This is a genomic window from Variovorax sp. LARHSF232 (assembly GCF_052871435.1).
In genome coordinates this window covers 414,327-430,565 of record NZ_JBIXJS010000003.1, presented here as the reverse complement: position 1 = coordinate 430,565, position 16,239 = coordinate 414,327, and the positions used below count along the sequence as shown (strand labels likewise).

Annotated in this window: 13 protein-coding genes; 11 read left to right on the top strand and 2 right to left on the bottom strand. The window is 67.9% G+C overall.

Annotation, left to right across the window (positions count from 1 at the left end; all coding sequences use genetic code 11):
• Positions 1-18: 18 nt before the first annotated feature.
• Positions 19-4,878, bottom strand: a complete 4,860-nt coding sequence (locus tag ACIPRI_RS10815; RefSeq protein ID WP_446621435.1) for an NAD-glutamate dehydrogenase — start codon at positions 4,876-4,878, stop codon at positions 19-21.
• 150 nt (positions 4,879-5,028) lie between these two features.
• Here ACIPRI_RS10815 and ACIPRI_RS10810 point away from each other — a divergent pair, with 150 nt between their 5' ends.
• Positions 5,029-6,051 carry a class I fructose-bisphosphate aldolase gene (locus ACIPRI_RS10810; RefSeq protein ID WP_446621434.1) on the top strand — a complete coding sequence of 341 codons (1,023 nt, stop codon included), beginning with the start codon at positions 5,029-5,031 and terminating at the stop codon, positions 6,049-6,051.
• A gap of 4 nt (positions 6,052-6,055) precedes the next feature.
• On the opposite strand, the gene ACIPRI_RS10805 is transcribed toward ACIPRI_RS10810, so the two are convergent.
• Positions 6,056-6,775, bottom strand: coding sequence for a GntR family transcriptional regulator (locus ACIPRI_RS10805; protein ID WP_446621433.1), 720 nt, complete (start codon positions 6,773-6,775; stop codon positions 6,056-6,058).
• Positions 6,776-6,920: 145 nt separating this feature from the next.
• On the opposite strand from ACIPRI_RS10805, the gene ACIPRI_RS10800 reads away from it, so the two are divergent.
• From ACIPRI_RS10800 to ACIPRI_RS10755, 10 genes are read left to right on the top strand one after another with little or no spacing between them, the layout of a single operon-like run.
• Positions 6,921-7,700, top strand: a complete 780-nt coding sequence (locus ACIPRI_RS10800) for an SDR family NAD(P)-dependent oxidoreductase (RefSeq protein WP_446621432.1) — start codon at positions 6,921-6,923, stop codon at positions 7,698-7,700.
• A gap of 47 nt (positions 7,701-7,747) precedes the next feature.
• Complete coding sequence (locus ACIPRI_RS10795) at positions 7,748-8,962, top strand: ABC transporter substrate-binding protein (RefSeq protein WP_446621431.1); 1,215 nt, start codon at positions 7,748-7,750, stop codon at positions 8,960-8,962.
• Between the two features lie 22 nt (positions 8,963-8,984).
• Positions 8,985-9,887: a branched-chain amino acid ABC transporter permease gene (locus ACIPRI_RS10790; RefSeq protein WP_446621430.1), complete on the top strand. Its 903-nt coding sequence runs from the start codon at positions 8,985-8,987 to the stop codon at positions 9,885-9,887.
• Positions 9,884-10,867 carry a branched-chain amino acid ABC transporter permease gene (locus ACIPRI_RS10785; protein WP_446621429.1) on the top strand — a complete coding sequence of 328 codons (984 nt, stop codon included), beginning with the start codon at positions 9,884-9,886 and terminating at the stop codon, positions 10,865-10,867. The genes ACIPRI_RS10790 and ACIPRI_RS10785 overlap by 4 nt, the downstream gene beginning before the upstream one ends.
• On the top strand, positions 10,864-11,628 hold the full coding sequence (locus ACIPRI_RS10780) for an ABC transporter ATP-binding protein (protein ID WP_446621428.1): 765 nt from the start codon (positions 10,864-10,866) through the stop codon (positions 11,626-11,628). Before ACIPRI_RS10785 ends, ACIPRI_RS10780 begins: the two co-directional genes overlap by 4 nt.
• Positions 11,621-12,340: an ABC transporter ATP-binding protein gene (locus ACIPRI_RS10775; protein WP_446621427.1), complete on the top strand. Its 720-nt coding sequence runs from the start codon at positions 11,621-11,623 to the stop codon at positions 12,338-12,340. The genes ACIPRI_RS10780 and ACIPRI_RS10775 overlap by 8 nt, the downstream gene beginning before the upstream one ends.
• A gap of 26 nt (positions 12,341-12,366) precedes the next feature.
• The gene (locus ACIPRI_RS10770) at positions 12,367-13,116 is read left to right on the top strand and encodes an SDR family NAD(P)-dependent oxidoreductase (protein ID WP_446621426.1); all 750 of its coding nucleotides are present in this window, start codon (positions 12,367-12,369) and stop codon (positions 13,114-13,116) included.
• A gap of 24 nt (positions 13,117-13,140) precedes the next feature.
• The gene (locus ACIPRI_RS10765; RefSeq protein WP_446621425.1) at positions 13,141-13,884 is read left to right on the top strand and encodes an SDR family NAD(P)-dependent oxidoreductase; all 744 of its coding nucleotides are present in this window, start codon (positions 13,141-13,143) and stop codon (positions 13,882-13,884) included.
• The gene (locus tag ACIPRI_RS10760; protein ID WP_446621424.1) at positions 13,884-15,605 is read left to right on the top strand and encodes an FAD-dependent oxidoreductase; all 1,722 of its coding nucleotides are present in this window, start codon (positions 13,884-13,886) and stop codon (positions 15,603-15,605) included. The genes ACIPRI_RS10765 and ACIPRI_RS10760 overlap by 1 nt, the downstream gene beginning before the upstream one ends.
• A gap of 19 nt (positions 15,606-15,624) precedes the next feature.
• On the top strand, positions 15,625-16,233 hold the full coding sequence (locus ACIPRI_RS10755) for a glutathione S-transferase (RefSeq protein ID WP_446621423.1): 609 nt from the start codon (positions 15,625-15,627) through the stop codon (positions 16,231-16,233).
• Positions 16,234-16,239 lie beyond the last annotated feature (6 nt).

The window sequence follows — 16,239 nt, the reverse complement described above, 5'->3', positions numbered from 1 at the left end:
AGGGTTTTGCGGCCCCAACTATGCCAGTGCCCGCAGCTCCCTCAATGCGACCGAGAGCATGGCTGCGTCCGGCGCCGGCACCGCGCGCAGCTCGGACATGAGCTGGGCCGCGCGCTCCAGGGTGCGGCCGTTGCTGGCCTGCCAGGCATCGACCAGGGTGTCGGGTGCCTCGGTCTCCTCGTCGCGCCCGCCGGCCAGCACCGCTGCCGTGATGGAGCGCTCCAGGCCCGACAGGTCGTCCAGCATGGCGCCCTTGGCCAGCATCTGCCAGTGCGCGTCGCCCGGCAGCGCGGCGATGCGGTCGCGCAGCCAGGGCATGCCCAGGCGATTCGCCAGGTCGAAGTAGATGGCCGCCACCAGCTCCACCGGCCAGCGGGCGCTGCCGGCCAGCTCGGCGATGTCCAGGGTGGCATTGAGCGAATCGAAGGTCACGACCTGCTCGGCCAGCTCGCGCGGCACGCCGCCGGCCAGGTACTGCGCCACCGCCGCCTCGTCGCGGCCGCGCTCGTCGGCATCCAGGAGCTGCGGCAGCCGAGCCGACAGCGCATCGACGTTGGGCTTGAAGTGGTCGATGGTGGACTGCATGTCCTCGGCCAGGCGGCGCGAGCGCAGGAACCACTTGGTGGCGCGCTCCAGCTGGCGGCTGGTATCGATGAGCAGCTTGGACTGAACCGCGTCGTCGACCTTGTTGTCCAGCGCATCCACCGCCGACCACAGCGGCACCATGCCGAAGATGTCGCGGCTCATCAGATAGGCGCGCACCACCTCGAAAGCGCGGGCGCCGGTGGTTTCCACCAGCCGGTGCACGAAGGTGCTGCCCACCCGGTTGATGGTGCTGTTGGTCACGTGGGTGGCGATGATCTCGCGCTTGAGCGGATGCTTGGGCATCCAGCCGGCGAAGCGCTGGCGCAGCAGCGTCGGGAAGTAGCGCTCCAGCGCCGTGGCCACCCACGGATCATCCGGCAGCGGCGAGGCCAGCAGCTCGTCGTAAAGCCAGATCTTGCTGTAGGCCAGCAGCACCGCCGCCTCGGGCGCGGCCAGGCCCTGGCCCTTGGCGCGACGCTCGGCGATCTCCTCGTCGGTCGGCAGGAACTCGATGGCGCGGTTCAGGCGCCCGGCCTTTTCCAAAAACTGCATGAAGCGCGTCTGCGCATCCAGCAGCTGCGGCGCCACCCGGCCGGTGACCGACAGCACCTGGGTCTGGAAGATGTTGTCGCGCAGCACCAGCTGCGCCACCTCGTCCGTCATCTCCGGCAGGATGGCATTGCGCTGCTTTTCGGTGAGTTCGCCCTCGGCCAGCGGCAGGCCCAACAAGATCTTGATGTTGACCTCGTGGTCCGAGGTGTCGACCCCGGCCGAGTTGTCGATGGCATCGGTGTTGATGCGCCCGCCGGCGCGCGCGAACTCGATGCGACCCAGCTGCGTGCAGCCCAGGTTGCCGCCCTCGGCAAAGACCTTGCAGCGCAGCTCGCGCCCGTTCACACGCAGCGCGTCGTTGGCGCGGTCGCCCACCTGCGCATGGCTTTCCGTGCTGGCCTTGACGTAAGTGCCGATGCCGCCGTTGTAGATGAGCTGGACCGGCGCCTTCAGGATGGCGTTGACCAGCTCGGTCGGCGTCAGCGACTGCACCTTGGCGTCGATGCCCAGCACTTGCTTGACTTGCGGCGTGAGGGCGATCGACTTGGCGCTGCGCGGATGGATGCCGCCGCCTTCGGAAATGAGCTTGGCGTCGTAGTCGGCCCAGGAAGAGCGCGGCAAATTGAACATGCGCTCGCGCTCGACGTAACTCTTCTCCGCATCCGGCGCCGGGTCCAGGAAGATGTGGCGGTGGTCGAAAGCCGCCACCAGCAGGATGTGGCGCGACAGGAGCATGCCGTTGCCGAACACGTCGCCCGACATGTCGCCGACGCCGGCCACGGTGAAATCGGTGGTCTGGGTGTCCAGGCCCATCTCGCGAAAGTGCCGCTTGACCGATTCCCAGGCGCCGCGCGCCGTGATGCCCATGGCCTTGTGGTCGTAGCCCACCGAGCCGCCGGAAGCGAAGGCATCGCCCAGCCAGAAGCCGTATTCGGCGCTGATGCCGTTGGCGTAGTCGCTGAAGGTGGCGGTGCCTTTGTCGGCCGCCACCACCAGGTAGGGGTCGTCCTCGTCGTGGCGGCGCACGTCCGCCGGCGGCATGATGGTGGTGCCCACCCGGTTGTCGGTGATGTCCAGGAGGCCGCGCAGGTAGTTCTGGTAGCAGGCCACGCCCTCCTTCAGGTAGGCGTCGCGGTCGGCCGGCGACGGCGCGCGCTTGAGCACGAAGCCGCCCTTGGAACCCACCGGCACGATCACGGTGTTCTTCACCATCTGCGCCTTCACCAGGCCCAGCACCTCGGTGCGGAAGTCTTCCGGCCGGTCGGACCAGCGCAGGCCGCCGCGCGCCACCCGGCCGCCGCGCAGGTGCACGCCTTCGAAGCGGGTCGAGTAGACAAAGATCTCGAACATCGGCTTGGGCGCCGGCAGCTCCGGCACCTTGCTCGAGTCGAACTTGAAGGACAGGAAGCTGCGCCGCTTGCCTGCCGCATCGCGCCGCCAGAAATTGGTGCGGCTGGTGGCCAGGATCAGCGCCAGGTAGTGGCGCAGCACCCGGTCTTCCGACAGGTTGGCGACGTCTTCCAGCGCAGCCTCGAACTCGGCCACCTTGGCGTCCTGCGCGGCCGGGCTGGCGGCCGGCGCCGGGTCGAAGCGCAGGCGGAACAGCTCGACCAGCAGCCGCGCGATCGCCGGGTTGGCCACCAGGGTGCCTTCGATGAAGGCCTGAGACAGCGCAAAGCCGGTCTGCCGCATGTACTTGGCATAGGCGCGCAGCACCACGATGTCGTGCGCCGGCAGGCGCGCCGCCGGCACCAGGCGGTTGAAGTCGTCGTTCTCCACGGCGCCGGCGTACACCGCGCCGAAGGCCTCTTCGAACACCGGGCGCAGCGTATCGACGTCGGTGTCGGTGTCGGCGCCGCCCAGCGCACTCCCCAGCGCATTCGCCAGGCCGAAGTCATGGATCCACACCGGCGCGTCGCCGTCGCCGGCGGGCGCGATGCGATGCGGATGCTCGTCCAGCACCTTCATGCCCAGGTGCTCCATCATCGGCAGGCTGGCCGACAGCACCAGCGGCGCGCCGCGCACCACCAGCTTGAAGCGCAGCATGCCGGGCGGCGCCTCCAGCGGCTTGTAGAGGTTCATGCCCAGGGGATGGCCGTCGCTGAGCTTGTCGATCAGCTCGATGTCGTGCACCGCCACGCGGGCCGCGAACTCGTCGCGGTAGCCGGCCGGGAAGGCGCCCTGGTACTGGCGCAAGAGCGCATTGCCGCGCGCCTCGCCGGCGGCCTCGATCAGGGCCGACTTCAGGTCGTCGTCCCAGCGCCGCGCGGCGGCCACCAGGCGCTGCTCCAGCTCGCGCACGTCGTAGGGCGAAATCTCGCCGGGCCTGGTGCGCACCGTGATCTGGATGCGCGCCAGCATCGATTCGGACAAGTGCACGTTGAATTCGGAGCCCTGGCCGTTGAAGGCCTGCTCCAGGATGGCCTGCCACTTCTGGCGCAGCTCGGTGGTGTAGTTCTCGCGCGGCGCGTAGATCATGCAGGCGACAAAACGCTCGTAGGGTTCGCGCCGCACGAACAGCCGAAAGCGCTGGCGCTCCTCCAGGTGCAGGATGCCCATCGCGGTGTTCAGCAATTCGTCGCCGCCGGTCTGGAACAGCTCGTCGCGCGGATAGGTCCCCAGGATGTTGACCAGCGCCTTGCCCGAGTGGCTGCCGCTGGCCAGGTCCGCGCGCGCCACCACGTCGGCCACCTTCTTGCGCAGCAAGGGAATCTCGGACGGGCTGGCGCTGTAGGCGGTGGACGTGAACAGGCCCAGGAAGCGGTCTTCGCCGCAAACCTGGCCCTTGGCATCGAAACGCTTGATGCCGATGTAGTCAAGGTAGCCCGGCCGGTGCACGGTCGAGCGCGAGGTCGACTTGGTGATGATCAAGAGTTGCGGCAGCCGCGCCTGCGCCCGCACCTGCGGCGGCAGCGCGGCGAAGGCGGCGCCCGGGTCCTTGCCCGATTCGCGCAGGATGCCCAGGCCGGAGCCCGGCACCGTCTTCAGCGCGTCTTCGCCGCCCTGGCTCACCAGCTCGTGGCTGCGGTGGCCCAGGAAGGTGAAGTGGCCGTCGGCCAGCCAGCGCAGGAAGGCGAGGTTTTCGGCCAGCTCCTCGGCGGGAATGGGCGGCGCGTCCTTTTCCAGCTGTGCGACGATGCCCAGCACCCGCTCCTGCATCTTCTGCCAGTCGGCCACGGCCCGCCGGACATCGCCCAGCACCCGCGCCAGGTCGGCGGCGAGCGCCTCGAGCTGCGCCGAATCGGCCACCCGGTCGACCTCCACGTGGATGAAGGATTCGCGCAGCGCGTCGGCACCGCCGATCTGCACCAGCTGGCCCTGCGCATCGCGCTTCACGCCCACCAGCGGATGGATGATGAGATGCAGTGTGAGGCCGTTGCGGTTCACCTCCATGGTCACCGTGTCGACCAGGAAGGGCATGTCGTCGTTGACGATCTCGATGATGGTGTGGGTGGATTGCCAGCCGTGCTCGGCGATGCTGGGGTTGAACACCCGCACCTTGGTCTGGCCCGGCTCGCGCTTGCGCGCAAAGCTCCAGTGCGACAGCGCAGCGCCATACAGGTCGGCCGGCTGGCGCTCGGCCAGGTCTTCCGGATCGACCTGGCCGAAGTACTGGCGCACGAATTCGCCCAGTTGCTGCGCCGCGGCGGCATCCGCCACCTTGGCCTCGATCAGTTGAACCACTTCGCCAAGACGCTCGTCCCTGCGTCCAGCCTCTGTTGTCTTGGTAGGTGTCAGCATGTATCTCGCTCCTTGAGTGTTCTTTGCAATCTACGGCGCCGATGTGACGCCGGCTTGCCAATGTCAAAGCGGGAGGCATCATGCTCCAAAAGGGGCTTGCGCGGCGATGCCTTCCAGCAGGAGACTGGCCGCCTTACCAGGAGGATCGCCATGAGCACCTCGAGCGAACTGCAGGCCACTGTGGAAGCGCTGGCCCGCAAAGGCATGGGCATCCTGGCCGCCGACGAAAGCGGCCCGACGATTGCCAAGCGCTTCAAGGCCATCGGCGTCGAGTCGACCGAGGAGAACCGGCGCGCCTATCGCAGCCTGCTGCTGGCGACGCCGGGGCTGGGCCAATACATCAGCGGCGTCATCCTGTACGAGGAGACGCTGGGCCAGAAGGCCGACGATGGCGAAGCGCTGCCCGCGCTGGCGGCGCGCTTGGGCATCGTGCCGGGCATCAAGGTCGATGCCGGCAAGATCCCGCTGGCGCTGTGCCCGGGCGACGAGATCACGCAGGGCCTGGACGGCCTCGCGCAACGCCTCGAGGGCTACAAGCAGCGCGGCGCGCGCTTTGCCAAGTGGCGGGCCGTCTACAACGTCTCGGACCGGCTCCCAAGCCGAGCGGCGGTGGAGGCCAATGCCGAGGCACTGGCGCGCTACGCGGCCATCTGCCAGGAAGCGGGTGTGGTCCCGATCGTCGAGCCCGAGGTACTGATCGACGGCGACCACTCGCAGGCGCGCTGCGCCGAGGTGACGGAGGGCGTGCTGCGCGAAGTCTTCAACGCACTGCAGCGCCACCACGTGGCCCTGGAACACATGCTGCTCAAGCCCAGCATGGTGGTGTCGGGCAAGGCCCATGCGCTGCAGGCGACGCCAGCCGAAGTGGCGACGGAGACGCTGCGCGTGCTGCGGCGCACGGTGCCCGCGGCGGTGCCGAGCATCAATTTCCTGTCCGGCGGCCAGTCGCCCGAGGAGGCCAGCGCCAACCTCGACGCCATGAACCGCCTCGGTCCCCAGCCCTGGGTTCTGAGTTTTTCCTACGGGCGCGCGCTGCAGGATCCGGCCATGCAGGCCTGGCGCGGCCACGCCGCGCAAGGGGACCACTGCCAGGCTGCGCTGCGCAAGCGCGCCCGGCTGAACGGCGCGGCGAGCCAGGGGGCGTATACGGCGGCGATGGAAAGCGAGGCCTAGAGGATCAGGAAGCCGACGGCTCGTTCGTGAGCGTGGGCAGCAGCCCGTCGCGGCTGCGCTCGTCCAGCAGCCGCTGGTAGTTGTCGCGCAGCAGGATGCCGGCGTAATACACGTGCTCGCGCATCAGCTGCTCGGCGCGCGCGGCATCGCCTGAGATCACGGCCTGCACGATGCGGTGGTGGTCGTCGTGCGAACGCAGGATCACGCCGTGGTCGTTCCACAGCATGATCCGGTCCGACGCGAAAGGCACCGCCTGCGCCTGCGCGCCGAAACGCACGATCCACTGGTTGCCGGCGCCATGCATCAACGCGTTGTGCAGTTTCACGTTCATCTGCTGGTAGGGCGCCAGGTCCTCGACCAGCAACTGGCCCTTGGCCAGGATCTCGTCGCCCTCGCGCAGGCACTCGCGCAGCAGCGCGGCGGTTGAGTCGTCCACACCCAGCGCCGCGAAGCGCCGGCACGCCAGCCCTTCCAGGACCGAGCGCACTTCGTACGCCGCGAGGATGTCCTCGAGCGCGAACGAGCGCACCAGGTAGCCCTTCTTCGGCTGGTGGTCGATCAGCCCTTCCATCGCCAGCGCGGCCAGCGCGGCGCGCACCGGCGTGCGCGACACCTTGAGGCTTTCCGCGATCGGCACTTCCTCCACCCGCATGCCGGGCGAAAGCCGTCCGTGAAGGATCCATGTGCGCAGTGTCTCTGTGACTTGCTGGGAGAGTGTGTCCATGTCAGGTATACATGATGCCAGTGAAACTCAAGAATAAGGCCTGATATCAGGGTAAACGAGGAACTAAGAAAGTCTTCATGTATACACAATGCGGCCCTCGATCAACTTTCACGCCGCATGAAGCGGCACGGAGACCTCGCAGCCCATGACGGAACATCATGCACAAGCGCCCGGCCGGCTGGCCCTCGTGACCGGCGGCGGCCGGGGCATCGGCGAGGCCGTCTGTCACCGCCTCGCGGCCAGCGGCCTTCGCGTCGTCGTGGCCGACATTGACGGCGACAACGCCCGCGCCGTGGCAAAGGCACTGGGCGAAGGCCACCATTTCCGCCAGTTCGACGTGAGCGACGAGGCCGCGGTCGAGGCCGCATTCGACGGCATCGAAAGCCAGCTCGGCCCCGTCGCCGCGCTGGTCTGCGTGGCCGGCATCCTGCTGATGCCCGGCGGCGAACGCTCGCTCATCAAGGACACCACGCTCGACGACTGGGAACGCACCTTCGCCGTCAACGCACGCAGCGTGTTCCTGTGCGGCCGTGCCTACCTACGCCGCCGCGAGGCCGCGCCGGTGGCGCACGGGCGCATCGTTACCTTCGGTTCGGTGGCGGCGCAGCTCGGCGGCTACCGCTCCAGCGCGACCTACATCGGCGCCAAGTCGGCGGTGCTGGGCCTCACGAAAGCGATGGCGCGCGAATCGGCGCACATGGGCGTCACCGTCAACTCGGTGGCCCCGGGCCTGATCGACACCGACATGCTGCGCGGCACCGTGCAGAGCAGCGGCGCGCTGACAGCCGCGGCCGCCAACATCCCGCTCGGGCGCATCGGCACGGTGGACGACGTGGCCGGCGCTGTCGACTACCTGGTCTCGGAACAGGCGGCGTACATCACGGGCAACGTGATCGACGTCAACGGCGGCTACCGCATGCAGTAGGCGGGCCGCGCCTTTCTCTTGCTCATTCACACCAACGGAGACAGCTCATGAAGAAGAACTTTCTGGTTTCAGCCCTGGTACCCCTGGCGCTGTGCACCCTGGCGGGCGCTGCGTTCGCACAGGCCGAGCCCGGCCTCACCGACAAGACCATCAAGATCGGCATGTTTTCGCCGATGTCGGGCGCGTCGATGAACTACGGCTTCGACGTCATCAACGCCGCGAAGATGTACTACGACAAGGTCAACAAGGAAGGCGGCGTGAACGGCCGCAAGATCGAGCTGGTGGTAGAAGACGACCGCTGCAACGCCAACGATCTGCTGGCCGCAGTGAAGAAGCTCACCGAACAGGACCAGGTGTTCCTGCTGAACGGCGGCTCGTGCTCGGCGGCCGTGGTCGGCGCGCGTGAATACGTCGAGCGCGCGAAGATTCCGCTGGTCATGCTCAACGCCTCGGGCGACGGCGCGCTGTACCCGCCATCGAAGTACATCTACGGCGCGTTCTCGATCTCGCAGCACGCGGTGGGCGGCTCGATGGTGCAGTTCGCGAGCGAGCAGCTCAAGGCCAGGAAGATCGGCTACATCAACCACGACGACGCCTACGGCGGCTGGAACCTCGAGTCAGCCCAGGCGCAGGCCAAGGCGCGCGGCGGCATCGACCTGCAGGTGCAGTCGGTCAACCCGAACATCACCGACGTTACGGCGCCGATGCTGAAGATCAAGGCTGCCAACCCCGACGTGCTGCTGCTCACCACCTATGCACGGCCCGTGAGTCTGATCGTCAAGCGGGCCTTCGAACTCGGCTTCAACAAGCCGATCGTGCTGGCCGTGAACTCGACCGCCGACCTCAAGCAACTGGTGGAGAACGTCGGCAATAAGGACGCCTTCAAGAACGTCTACATCCAGGAGGTGCTGGCCGACGTGCCCGGCGGCCCCAAGCTGAAGTGGGTGTACGACATGTACAAGGCCGCCTACCCCGACCTGGCTTCCAAGCCCGGCCATCCGCAAGCCTACATGCCGTACGGCATTCCGCCCGCGATGGCGGTGGTCAACGCCCTGAAGGCGGCCGGCCCGAACCCGACGCGCGAGAAGGTGCTCACGGCGCTCTCGACCATGAAGTTCGACTCCGGCGTGATGGCCGGGCCGATCGAGTTCGGCGCGCAGGACCGCGCCGCGCAAGAGTCGGCCATCTACATCAAATTCGACGGCAGCAACATGGCCCTGGTGCCAGGCAGCTACAAGAGCATGTGGACCTACACGCCCTGAGCGCGCAGCAGGCATCCATCCCATGAGCCTTTCCGACATCTGGCTTTTCGTGCAGCAGGGCGTGCTGTCCGGCATCGTCACCGGCAGCGTCTACGCACTGCTGGCGGTGGCGATCGTCATGGTCTTCAAGACCACCGACGTGCCGAACTTCTCGCAAGGCGAGATCTTCATGGCCGGCGGCTACGCCGCGCTGTTCCCGCTGGTGGTGTGGGGCTGGCCCTACTGGGGCGCCGTGCTCGCCAGCATCGCCGTCACCGCCTTGCTCGCCGCCGCGTTCCAGCGCGTGGTGATGCAGCGCGTGACCGCCTCGCGCGGTGTCGGCGTGCAACTGGTGATCGCCACGCTCGGCTTTGCGTACCTGCTCAAGGGGCTGGTGCGCAAGACCGGCCTGGGCGACACGCCGCGCTCGCTGCCTTCGCTGGTGCCGCAGGACCCGATCACGATCGGGCAGGCCTCGCTCACGCTGCTCGACCTGGCCATCTTCGGCTCGGCCGTGGTGGTGATGGTGCTGCTGTACCTGATGTTCACGCGCACCCGCACCGGCCAGGCCATGCGCGCGGTAGGCATGAATCCGCGCGGCGCGCAGATCGTCGGCGTGAAGCTCGACTCGATCCGGATGCAGATCTGGGCACTCACGGGTGTCATCTCGGCCATCTCGGCGCTGCTCATCACGCCCAAGATCCTGATCACGCCCGACATCGGCCACATCGCCATCCTGGCCTATGCGGCCGCCATCGTCGGCGGCTTCACCAGCCTGCCGGGCGCGGTGGTCGGCGGCTTCATCATCGGCATCGTCGAGAACCTGGTGGGGCTTTTCATTTCGTCCAACGCCATCGTGGTCGCGCCCTTCGTGGCGATCATGGTGGTGCTGCTGGTGCGTCCGCAAGGGCTGCTCGGCGGCAAGCCTCAGGTGAAGAAGGTATGAGCGCGTCGTCGGTTTCCTCCCCGTGGTGGGATCGCGGCGTGCTGCTCGGCATGGCCGTGGTGCTCGCGGTGCTGCCCTTCACCACCAGCGGCTATGTGCTGTACGTGGTCAACCTGCTGATGGTGTTCTCGGTGCTCGCGCTCGGCATGCACCTGGTCATCGGCGAGACGGGGCAGTTCGCGCTGTCGCACGCGGCCTTCTTCGGCATCGGCATCTACACGGCCGGGCTCATCAACAACCAGTGGCAGCCGCCGTTCTTCGTGTCCATCGTGGCGGGCGCCGTGCTGTCGGCCGCGCTGGGCTGGGTCATCGGCCTGCTGGCGCTGCGCATGCGCGACATCTACCTGGCGCTGGCCACCTTCGCCTTCGGCGAGGCGATGCAGTGGGTGTTCCTGAACTGGGAGCAGGTGACCAACGGATCGAACGGCTTGCAGATGAAGCCGGCCTCGCTCGGCGGCTACCAGCTCATGAACGACCTGCAGGCTTACCCCTTCGTGGTCGCCATCGCGGCGCTGATGCTGTGGCTCACGGTGGCGCTGTCGCGCTCGCGGCTGGGCTCGTCCTTCCGCGCGGTGCGCGAGAGCGACGTGGCGGCCATCGCGATGGGCGTGAACACGCGCGCGGTGAAGGTCACGGCCTTCGTGCTGTCGGCCGCCTTCGCGGGCGTGGCGGGCGGCATGTACACGCTGTTCACCTCGTTCATCCACCCCGAGAGCCTCGGCTTCCAGACCACTATCCTGGTCCTCACGATGGTGGTGGTGGGCGGGCTCGGCTCGGTGCGCGGCGCGGTGGCCGGCGCCATCGTGTTCGGCCTGGCGTCGGAGCTGCTGCGGCAGGCCCCGTCGTACCAGGAAATCATCTACGGCGGCATCCTCATGCTCTTCATGATGTTCCTGCCCAAGGGCATGGCGTCGCTGTTCGTGGCGCGCCGCAAGTCGCAGCGCGCGACCTCCGTGAACGCAACGGAGAAGCACGCATGAGCGCGGCTGCATTCCTCGACGTGCGCGACATCAGCGTGGTGTTCGGCGGCCTCAAGGCGGTGAACGGCCTCTCGTTCCAGGTGGAGCAGGGCCGCATCCACGCACTCATCGGGCCGAACGGCGCGGGCAAGTCGACCACCTTCAACTGCATCTCGCGCTTCTACACGCCCAGCAGCGGCAGCGTGACCTTCGAAGGCCGCGAACTCACCCACGTGTCGCCGCACCGCATGGCCTCGCTCGGCATCGCGCGCACCTTCCAGAACCTGGAGCTGTTCGCCGAACTGTCGGTGCACGAGAACGTGCTGCTCGGCACGCACGCGCGCGGCGCCAGCACGCTGGGCCGTCTGCTGGGACGTCCCGATCGCGAGACCGAAGACTTCGCCATGCACCTGCTGGAGCGCGTCGGCCTGGCCGACGAACGCCACCAGCCCGCACGCGACCTCGACTTCGGCCGCCAGAAGCTGCTGGAGTTGGCGCGCGCGCTGGCCATCAAGCCCAAGCTGCTGCTGCTCGACGAGCCGGCCGCGGGCCTGCGCAACCGGGAGATCGAAAGCCTCGACCGGCTGCTCAAGGAACTGGTGGCGCGCGACGGCATCACCGTGCTGCTGGTCGAGCACGTGATGCAGCTGGTGATGTCGATCTCGGACCGCATCACCGTCATGGCCTTCGGCGAAAAGATCGCGGAAGGCACGCCCGCGGAAATCGGCAGCAATGCGCGCGTGATCGAAGCCTATCTTGGGAAGGGAGCCGCGCATGGCTGAAGCACTGTTGTCCCTGCGCGCCATCTCGGCCGCCTATGGCCGCATCCAGGCGCTGTGCGACGTGTCGGTCGATGTGCCCGAGGGCGAAATCGTCGCGCTGCTCGGAAGCAATGGCGCGGGCAAGACCACCACGCTGAACTGCATCTCGAACCTGGTGGACTGCACCGAGGGCGAAGTGCGCCTGGGCGGCGAGCGCATCGACAAGCTCGGCTCCGACGCGCTGGTCAAGCGCGGCATCGTGCAGGTGCCCGAAGGCCGCCAGGTGTTCCGCGACATGAGCGTGCGCGAGAACCTCGACCTGGGTGCGTACCTGCGGCGCGACCGCGCGGGCATCCGCAACGACCTGGAGTCGGTCTACACGATGTTCCCGCGCCTGAAGGAGCGCCAGCACCAGATGGCGGCCACGCTGTCGGGCGGCGAACAGCAGATGCTGGCCATCGGCCGCGCCGTGATGGCACGGCCGCGCGTGATGCTGTTCGACGAACCGTCGATGGGCCTGTCGCCGCTGCTGGTGGAGCAGATGTTCGAGATCATCGAAAGGCTGCACCGCGAACAGAAGATCACCATCTTGCTGGTCGAGCAGAACGTGCAGCTCGCGCTCGCGGTGTCGAGCTACGGCTACATCCTCGAGAACGGCGAGATCTCGCTGCACGGTCCCGCGGCGCAGCTCGCGAACGACGAAGCGGTGCGCCGCGCCTACCTCGGCGTCTGACGTCGGCGCTTTTTGAAAGAAGGTCCATGCTCCTCCAAGACAAACTCTCGCTCGTCACCGGCGCCGCGCGCGGCCTGGGCGAGGCCATCGCGCGCCGTATGGCGGCCGAAGGCGCGCACGTGCTGGTGGTCGACCGTGACCTCGCCGTCGCGCAACAAGTGGCGGCATCGATCCGTGAAACCGGTGGCCGCGCCGATGCCGAAAGCGTCGACGTGAGCGACGCGGCGGCGGTCGATGCACTCGCGGTGCGCGTTGCGGCGTCGCACGGCGACATCGACGTGCTGGTCAACAACGCGGGCATCTCGGTGCGCTCGAAGTTCGACGAGCCCGGCGCGCGCGAGGCCTGGGACCGCGTGATGTCGGTCAACCTGCAGGGCGTGTTCAACGTCACGCAGTCCTTCGTGCCGGCGCTCAAGCGTTCGCAGGGCAGCATCGTCAACCTGTCGTCCATCGTGGCTTTCGGCGCGGGCATCTCGTCGGCCGGCTACGTGGTGGCCAAGGGCGGCGTGCGTTCGCTCACGCAGGTGCTGGCGCGCGACCTCGCGCCCTACGGCGTGCGCGTGAATGCGGTGGCGCCGGGCCTGATGGTCACGGACATGACGGCCGGCCAGCGCGAAACCGAACACGGCACCGACTGGTACCTGAGCCGCGTGCCAGTCAAGCGCCACGGCGAGGCTGACGAGATCGCCGGGCCGGTCGTCTTTCTTGCGTCGTCGATGGCCAGCTACGTCAATGGCGTGGTGCTGCCGGTCGATGGCGGCTACCTGGCGGTCTGAGCACCGCGCTTCAACGGAACAACCATGAACAACAGCAGTGACAACAAGCCGCTCGTCCTCGTGACGGGCGGCGCCAGCGGCATGGGCCGCGCCATCGTCGAGCGCATGGCGCGCGACGGCTGGCGCGTGGTGATGGCCGACTTCAACGGGGAACTGGCCGAGCGCGAAACGCAGGTGCTGCGCGCGGCCGGCCTCGACGTGGAATACCGCGCCATCGACCTGACAGACGAGCCCGCCGTGCGCGCGATGGTGCAGCAGCTGCCGCTACTCGCGGCGCTGGTCAACAACGCGGGCATCTTCGACGAGCGTGCTTTTCTCGACGTGACCTCGGCCGACTTCCGCCGCATGTACGAAGTGAACCTGCTGGCCGTGGCCACGCTCACGCAGGAGGCCGCGCGCAAGATGGCGCACGGTGCGCGCATCGTCAACATCGCATCGCGTGCTTATCTGGGCGCGAAGAACCACGCGCACTACGTGGCCTCGAAGGCCGCGCTGGTCGGCTACACGCGCGCCAGCGCCATGGAACTGGCGCCGCGCGGCATCATGGTCAACGCCATCGCACCGGGGCTGATCGACACGCCGCTTCTGCGCGGGCTCTCGCCCGAACGGCTGGCAGCGCAGCTTGCACTGCAGCCGACGGGTGCGGCCGGCAAGCCGGAAGACATCGCCAATGCGGTGGCCTTCTTCGCATCGCCCGCCACCTGTTTCGTCACCGGCCAGGTGCTGTTTGTCGATGGCGGTAAATCGCTCGGCGGCTCGGGGTCCTGATGGCACAGAAGCAGCCACAGGAGAAGACCGACTACGACGTCGTCGTCATCGGCAGTGGTGCGGGCGGCCTGTCCGCCGCGCTCACCGCGAAGCTCGAAGGCCTCGACGTGCTCGTGGTCGAGAAGACCGACCGCATCGGCGGCTCGACCGCCATCTCGGGCGGCGCCGTGTGGGTGCCGCTGAACGACCAGGCCGAGGCGGCCGGCCATCCCGACACGCGCGGCAAGGCCGGGACCTACCTGCAAAACACCGTGGGCGCGGCCGGCGACGAATCGTTGCGCCACGCTTTCCTCGATGCCGGCCCGCTCGCATTGCGCTACCTGCGCGAGCGGACCGACGTGCAGCTGGCCGCGCGCACCTATTCGCCCGACTACTACCCCGACCGCGAAGGCGCCGCCATGGGCGGCCGTTCGCTCGACCCCATCGAGTTCGACGGTCGGCTGCTCGGCCCACACTTCAAGACCCTGCGCAACCCGCTGCCCGAGTTCTGCGTGCTCGGCGGCATGATGGTCAACATGACCGACGTGAAGCATCTGCTCGCGGTCTGGCGCTCGTTCGCGTCGTGGAAGCACGGCGTGAAGATGGTGCTGCGCTACTTCGGCGACCGCCTCCGCGGCCACCACCGCGGCACGCGCCTGCTCTTGGGCAACGCACTCGCGGCACGGCTCTTTCACAGCGTGTTGAAGCAGGGCATTCCGTTCTGGCTCAACACACCGGCGCTGGCGTTGGAGAAGGATGCGGCGGGCACCGTCACCGGTGTGCGCGTGCGCCGCGACGGCAAGGAAACGTCGGTTCGCGCACGACGCGGCGTGGTCGTCGCGACCGGCGGATTTCCGTGGAATGCCGCAATGCGCGAACGACACTACCCGGCGACCACCGGTCCGTATTCGATGTCGCCCAAGGACAATGCCGGCGAGGGCATCGCGATGGCACAACAGGTCGGTGGCGTGCTCGGCACCGGCCACTCGGGACCGGCGCTGTGGGCGCCCGTCTCATTGCTCACGCGGCCCGACGGCAGCGTGCTGCGCTATCCGCACTTGGTGTGGGACCGCGCCAAGCCCGGCCTCATCGCGGTCGATGCACGCGGCGAGCGTTTCGTCAACGAGTCAACCTCGTACCACGAGTTCGTGCGCGCCATGTACCGAGCGAACGACGAGGCAACGAGCATTCCCGCGCTGCTGGTGTGCGACAGCGCGTTCATGGAGAAGTGGGGCCTGGGCCTTGCGCTGCCCGGCGGGCGGCCGCGCGAGCACTTGGTGCGAGCCGGCTACCTCTACCGCGCCGACACGCTCGAAGCACTGGCCCAGCAGGCGGGCGTGGACCCGACCGGCCTGGCACGTACGGTGGCGATGTTCAACCCGCCCGCGGCGCAAGGCCAGGACCCGGCGTTCGGCAAAGGCAGTGATGCCTACAACCGCTACCTCGGCGACCCCGATCACCAGCCCAACGCCTGCCTCGCGCCGGTGCAGCAGGCGCCGTTCTACGCGGTGAAGGTGTACCCGGGCGACATCGGCACCGCGCTCGGCATTCGCGCCGACGGCCACGCGCGCGCGCTCAATGCACAGGGGGCACCCATCGCCGGCCTCTACGTGGCCGGCAACGACATGCACTCGGTGATGGGCGGCGAGTACCCCGCACCGGGAATCACGCTCGGCCCTGCGCTAACCTTCGGCTGGGTGGCTGGCATGCACATGGCCCACGGCTCTATCGACAACGCCTAAAAGACATCGGTTCATCATCATGCAAATCTTTTACTCCCCAGCCTCCCCCTTCGTGCGCAAGTGCATGGTCGTGGCCCACGAGCTGGGTGTGGCCGATCGCATCGAGAAACTGCCCAGCGCAGCCGGACCAGTGAAGCGCGACGCGAGCATCCTTCCGAAGAACCCGCTCGGCCAGGTGCCGACCTTTCTCACCGACGACGGCCAGGTGCTGTTCGACAGCCGCGTGATCTGCGAGTACCTCGACACGGCGCATGACGGCCACCTGTTTCCGGCCGGCGGGGCCGCACGCTGGGCCAGGCTGACCGAGCTGTCGCTGGCCGACGGCATGACCAGCGCCGCGCTGCTCGCGCGCTACGAAACCATGCTTCGCCCCGAAGCGCTGCGCTGGAGCGACTGGACCGATGGCCAGCTCGACAAGGTGCGCACCGGCCTCGAATGGCTCGAGGCGGCGGCGCCGTCGTTCGGCGATCGCGTCGACATCGGCACCATCGCCTTCGGCTGCGCACTGGGCTACATGGACTTCCGCTTTCCGTCGGTGGACTGGCGCGCACAGGCGCCGAGCAGCGCGAAATGGTTTGCGACGTTCAACCAACGACCTTCGATGCAGGCCACGATGCCGGCGAACTGACCCGAT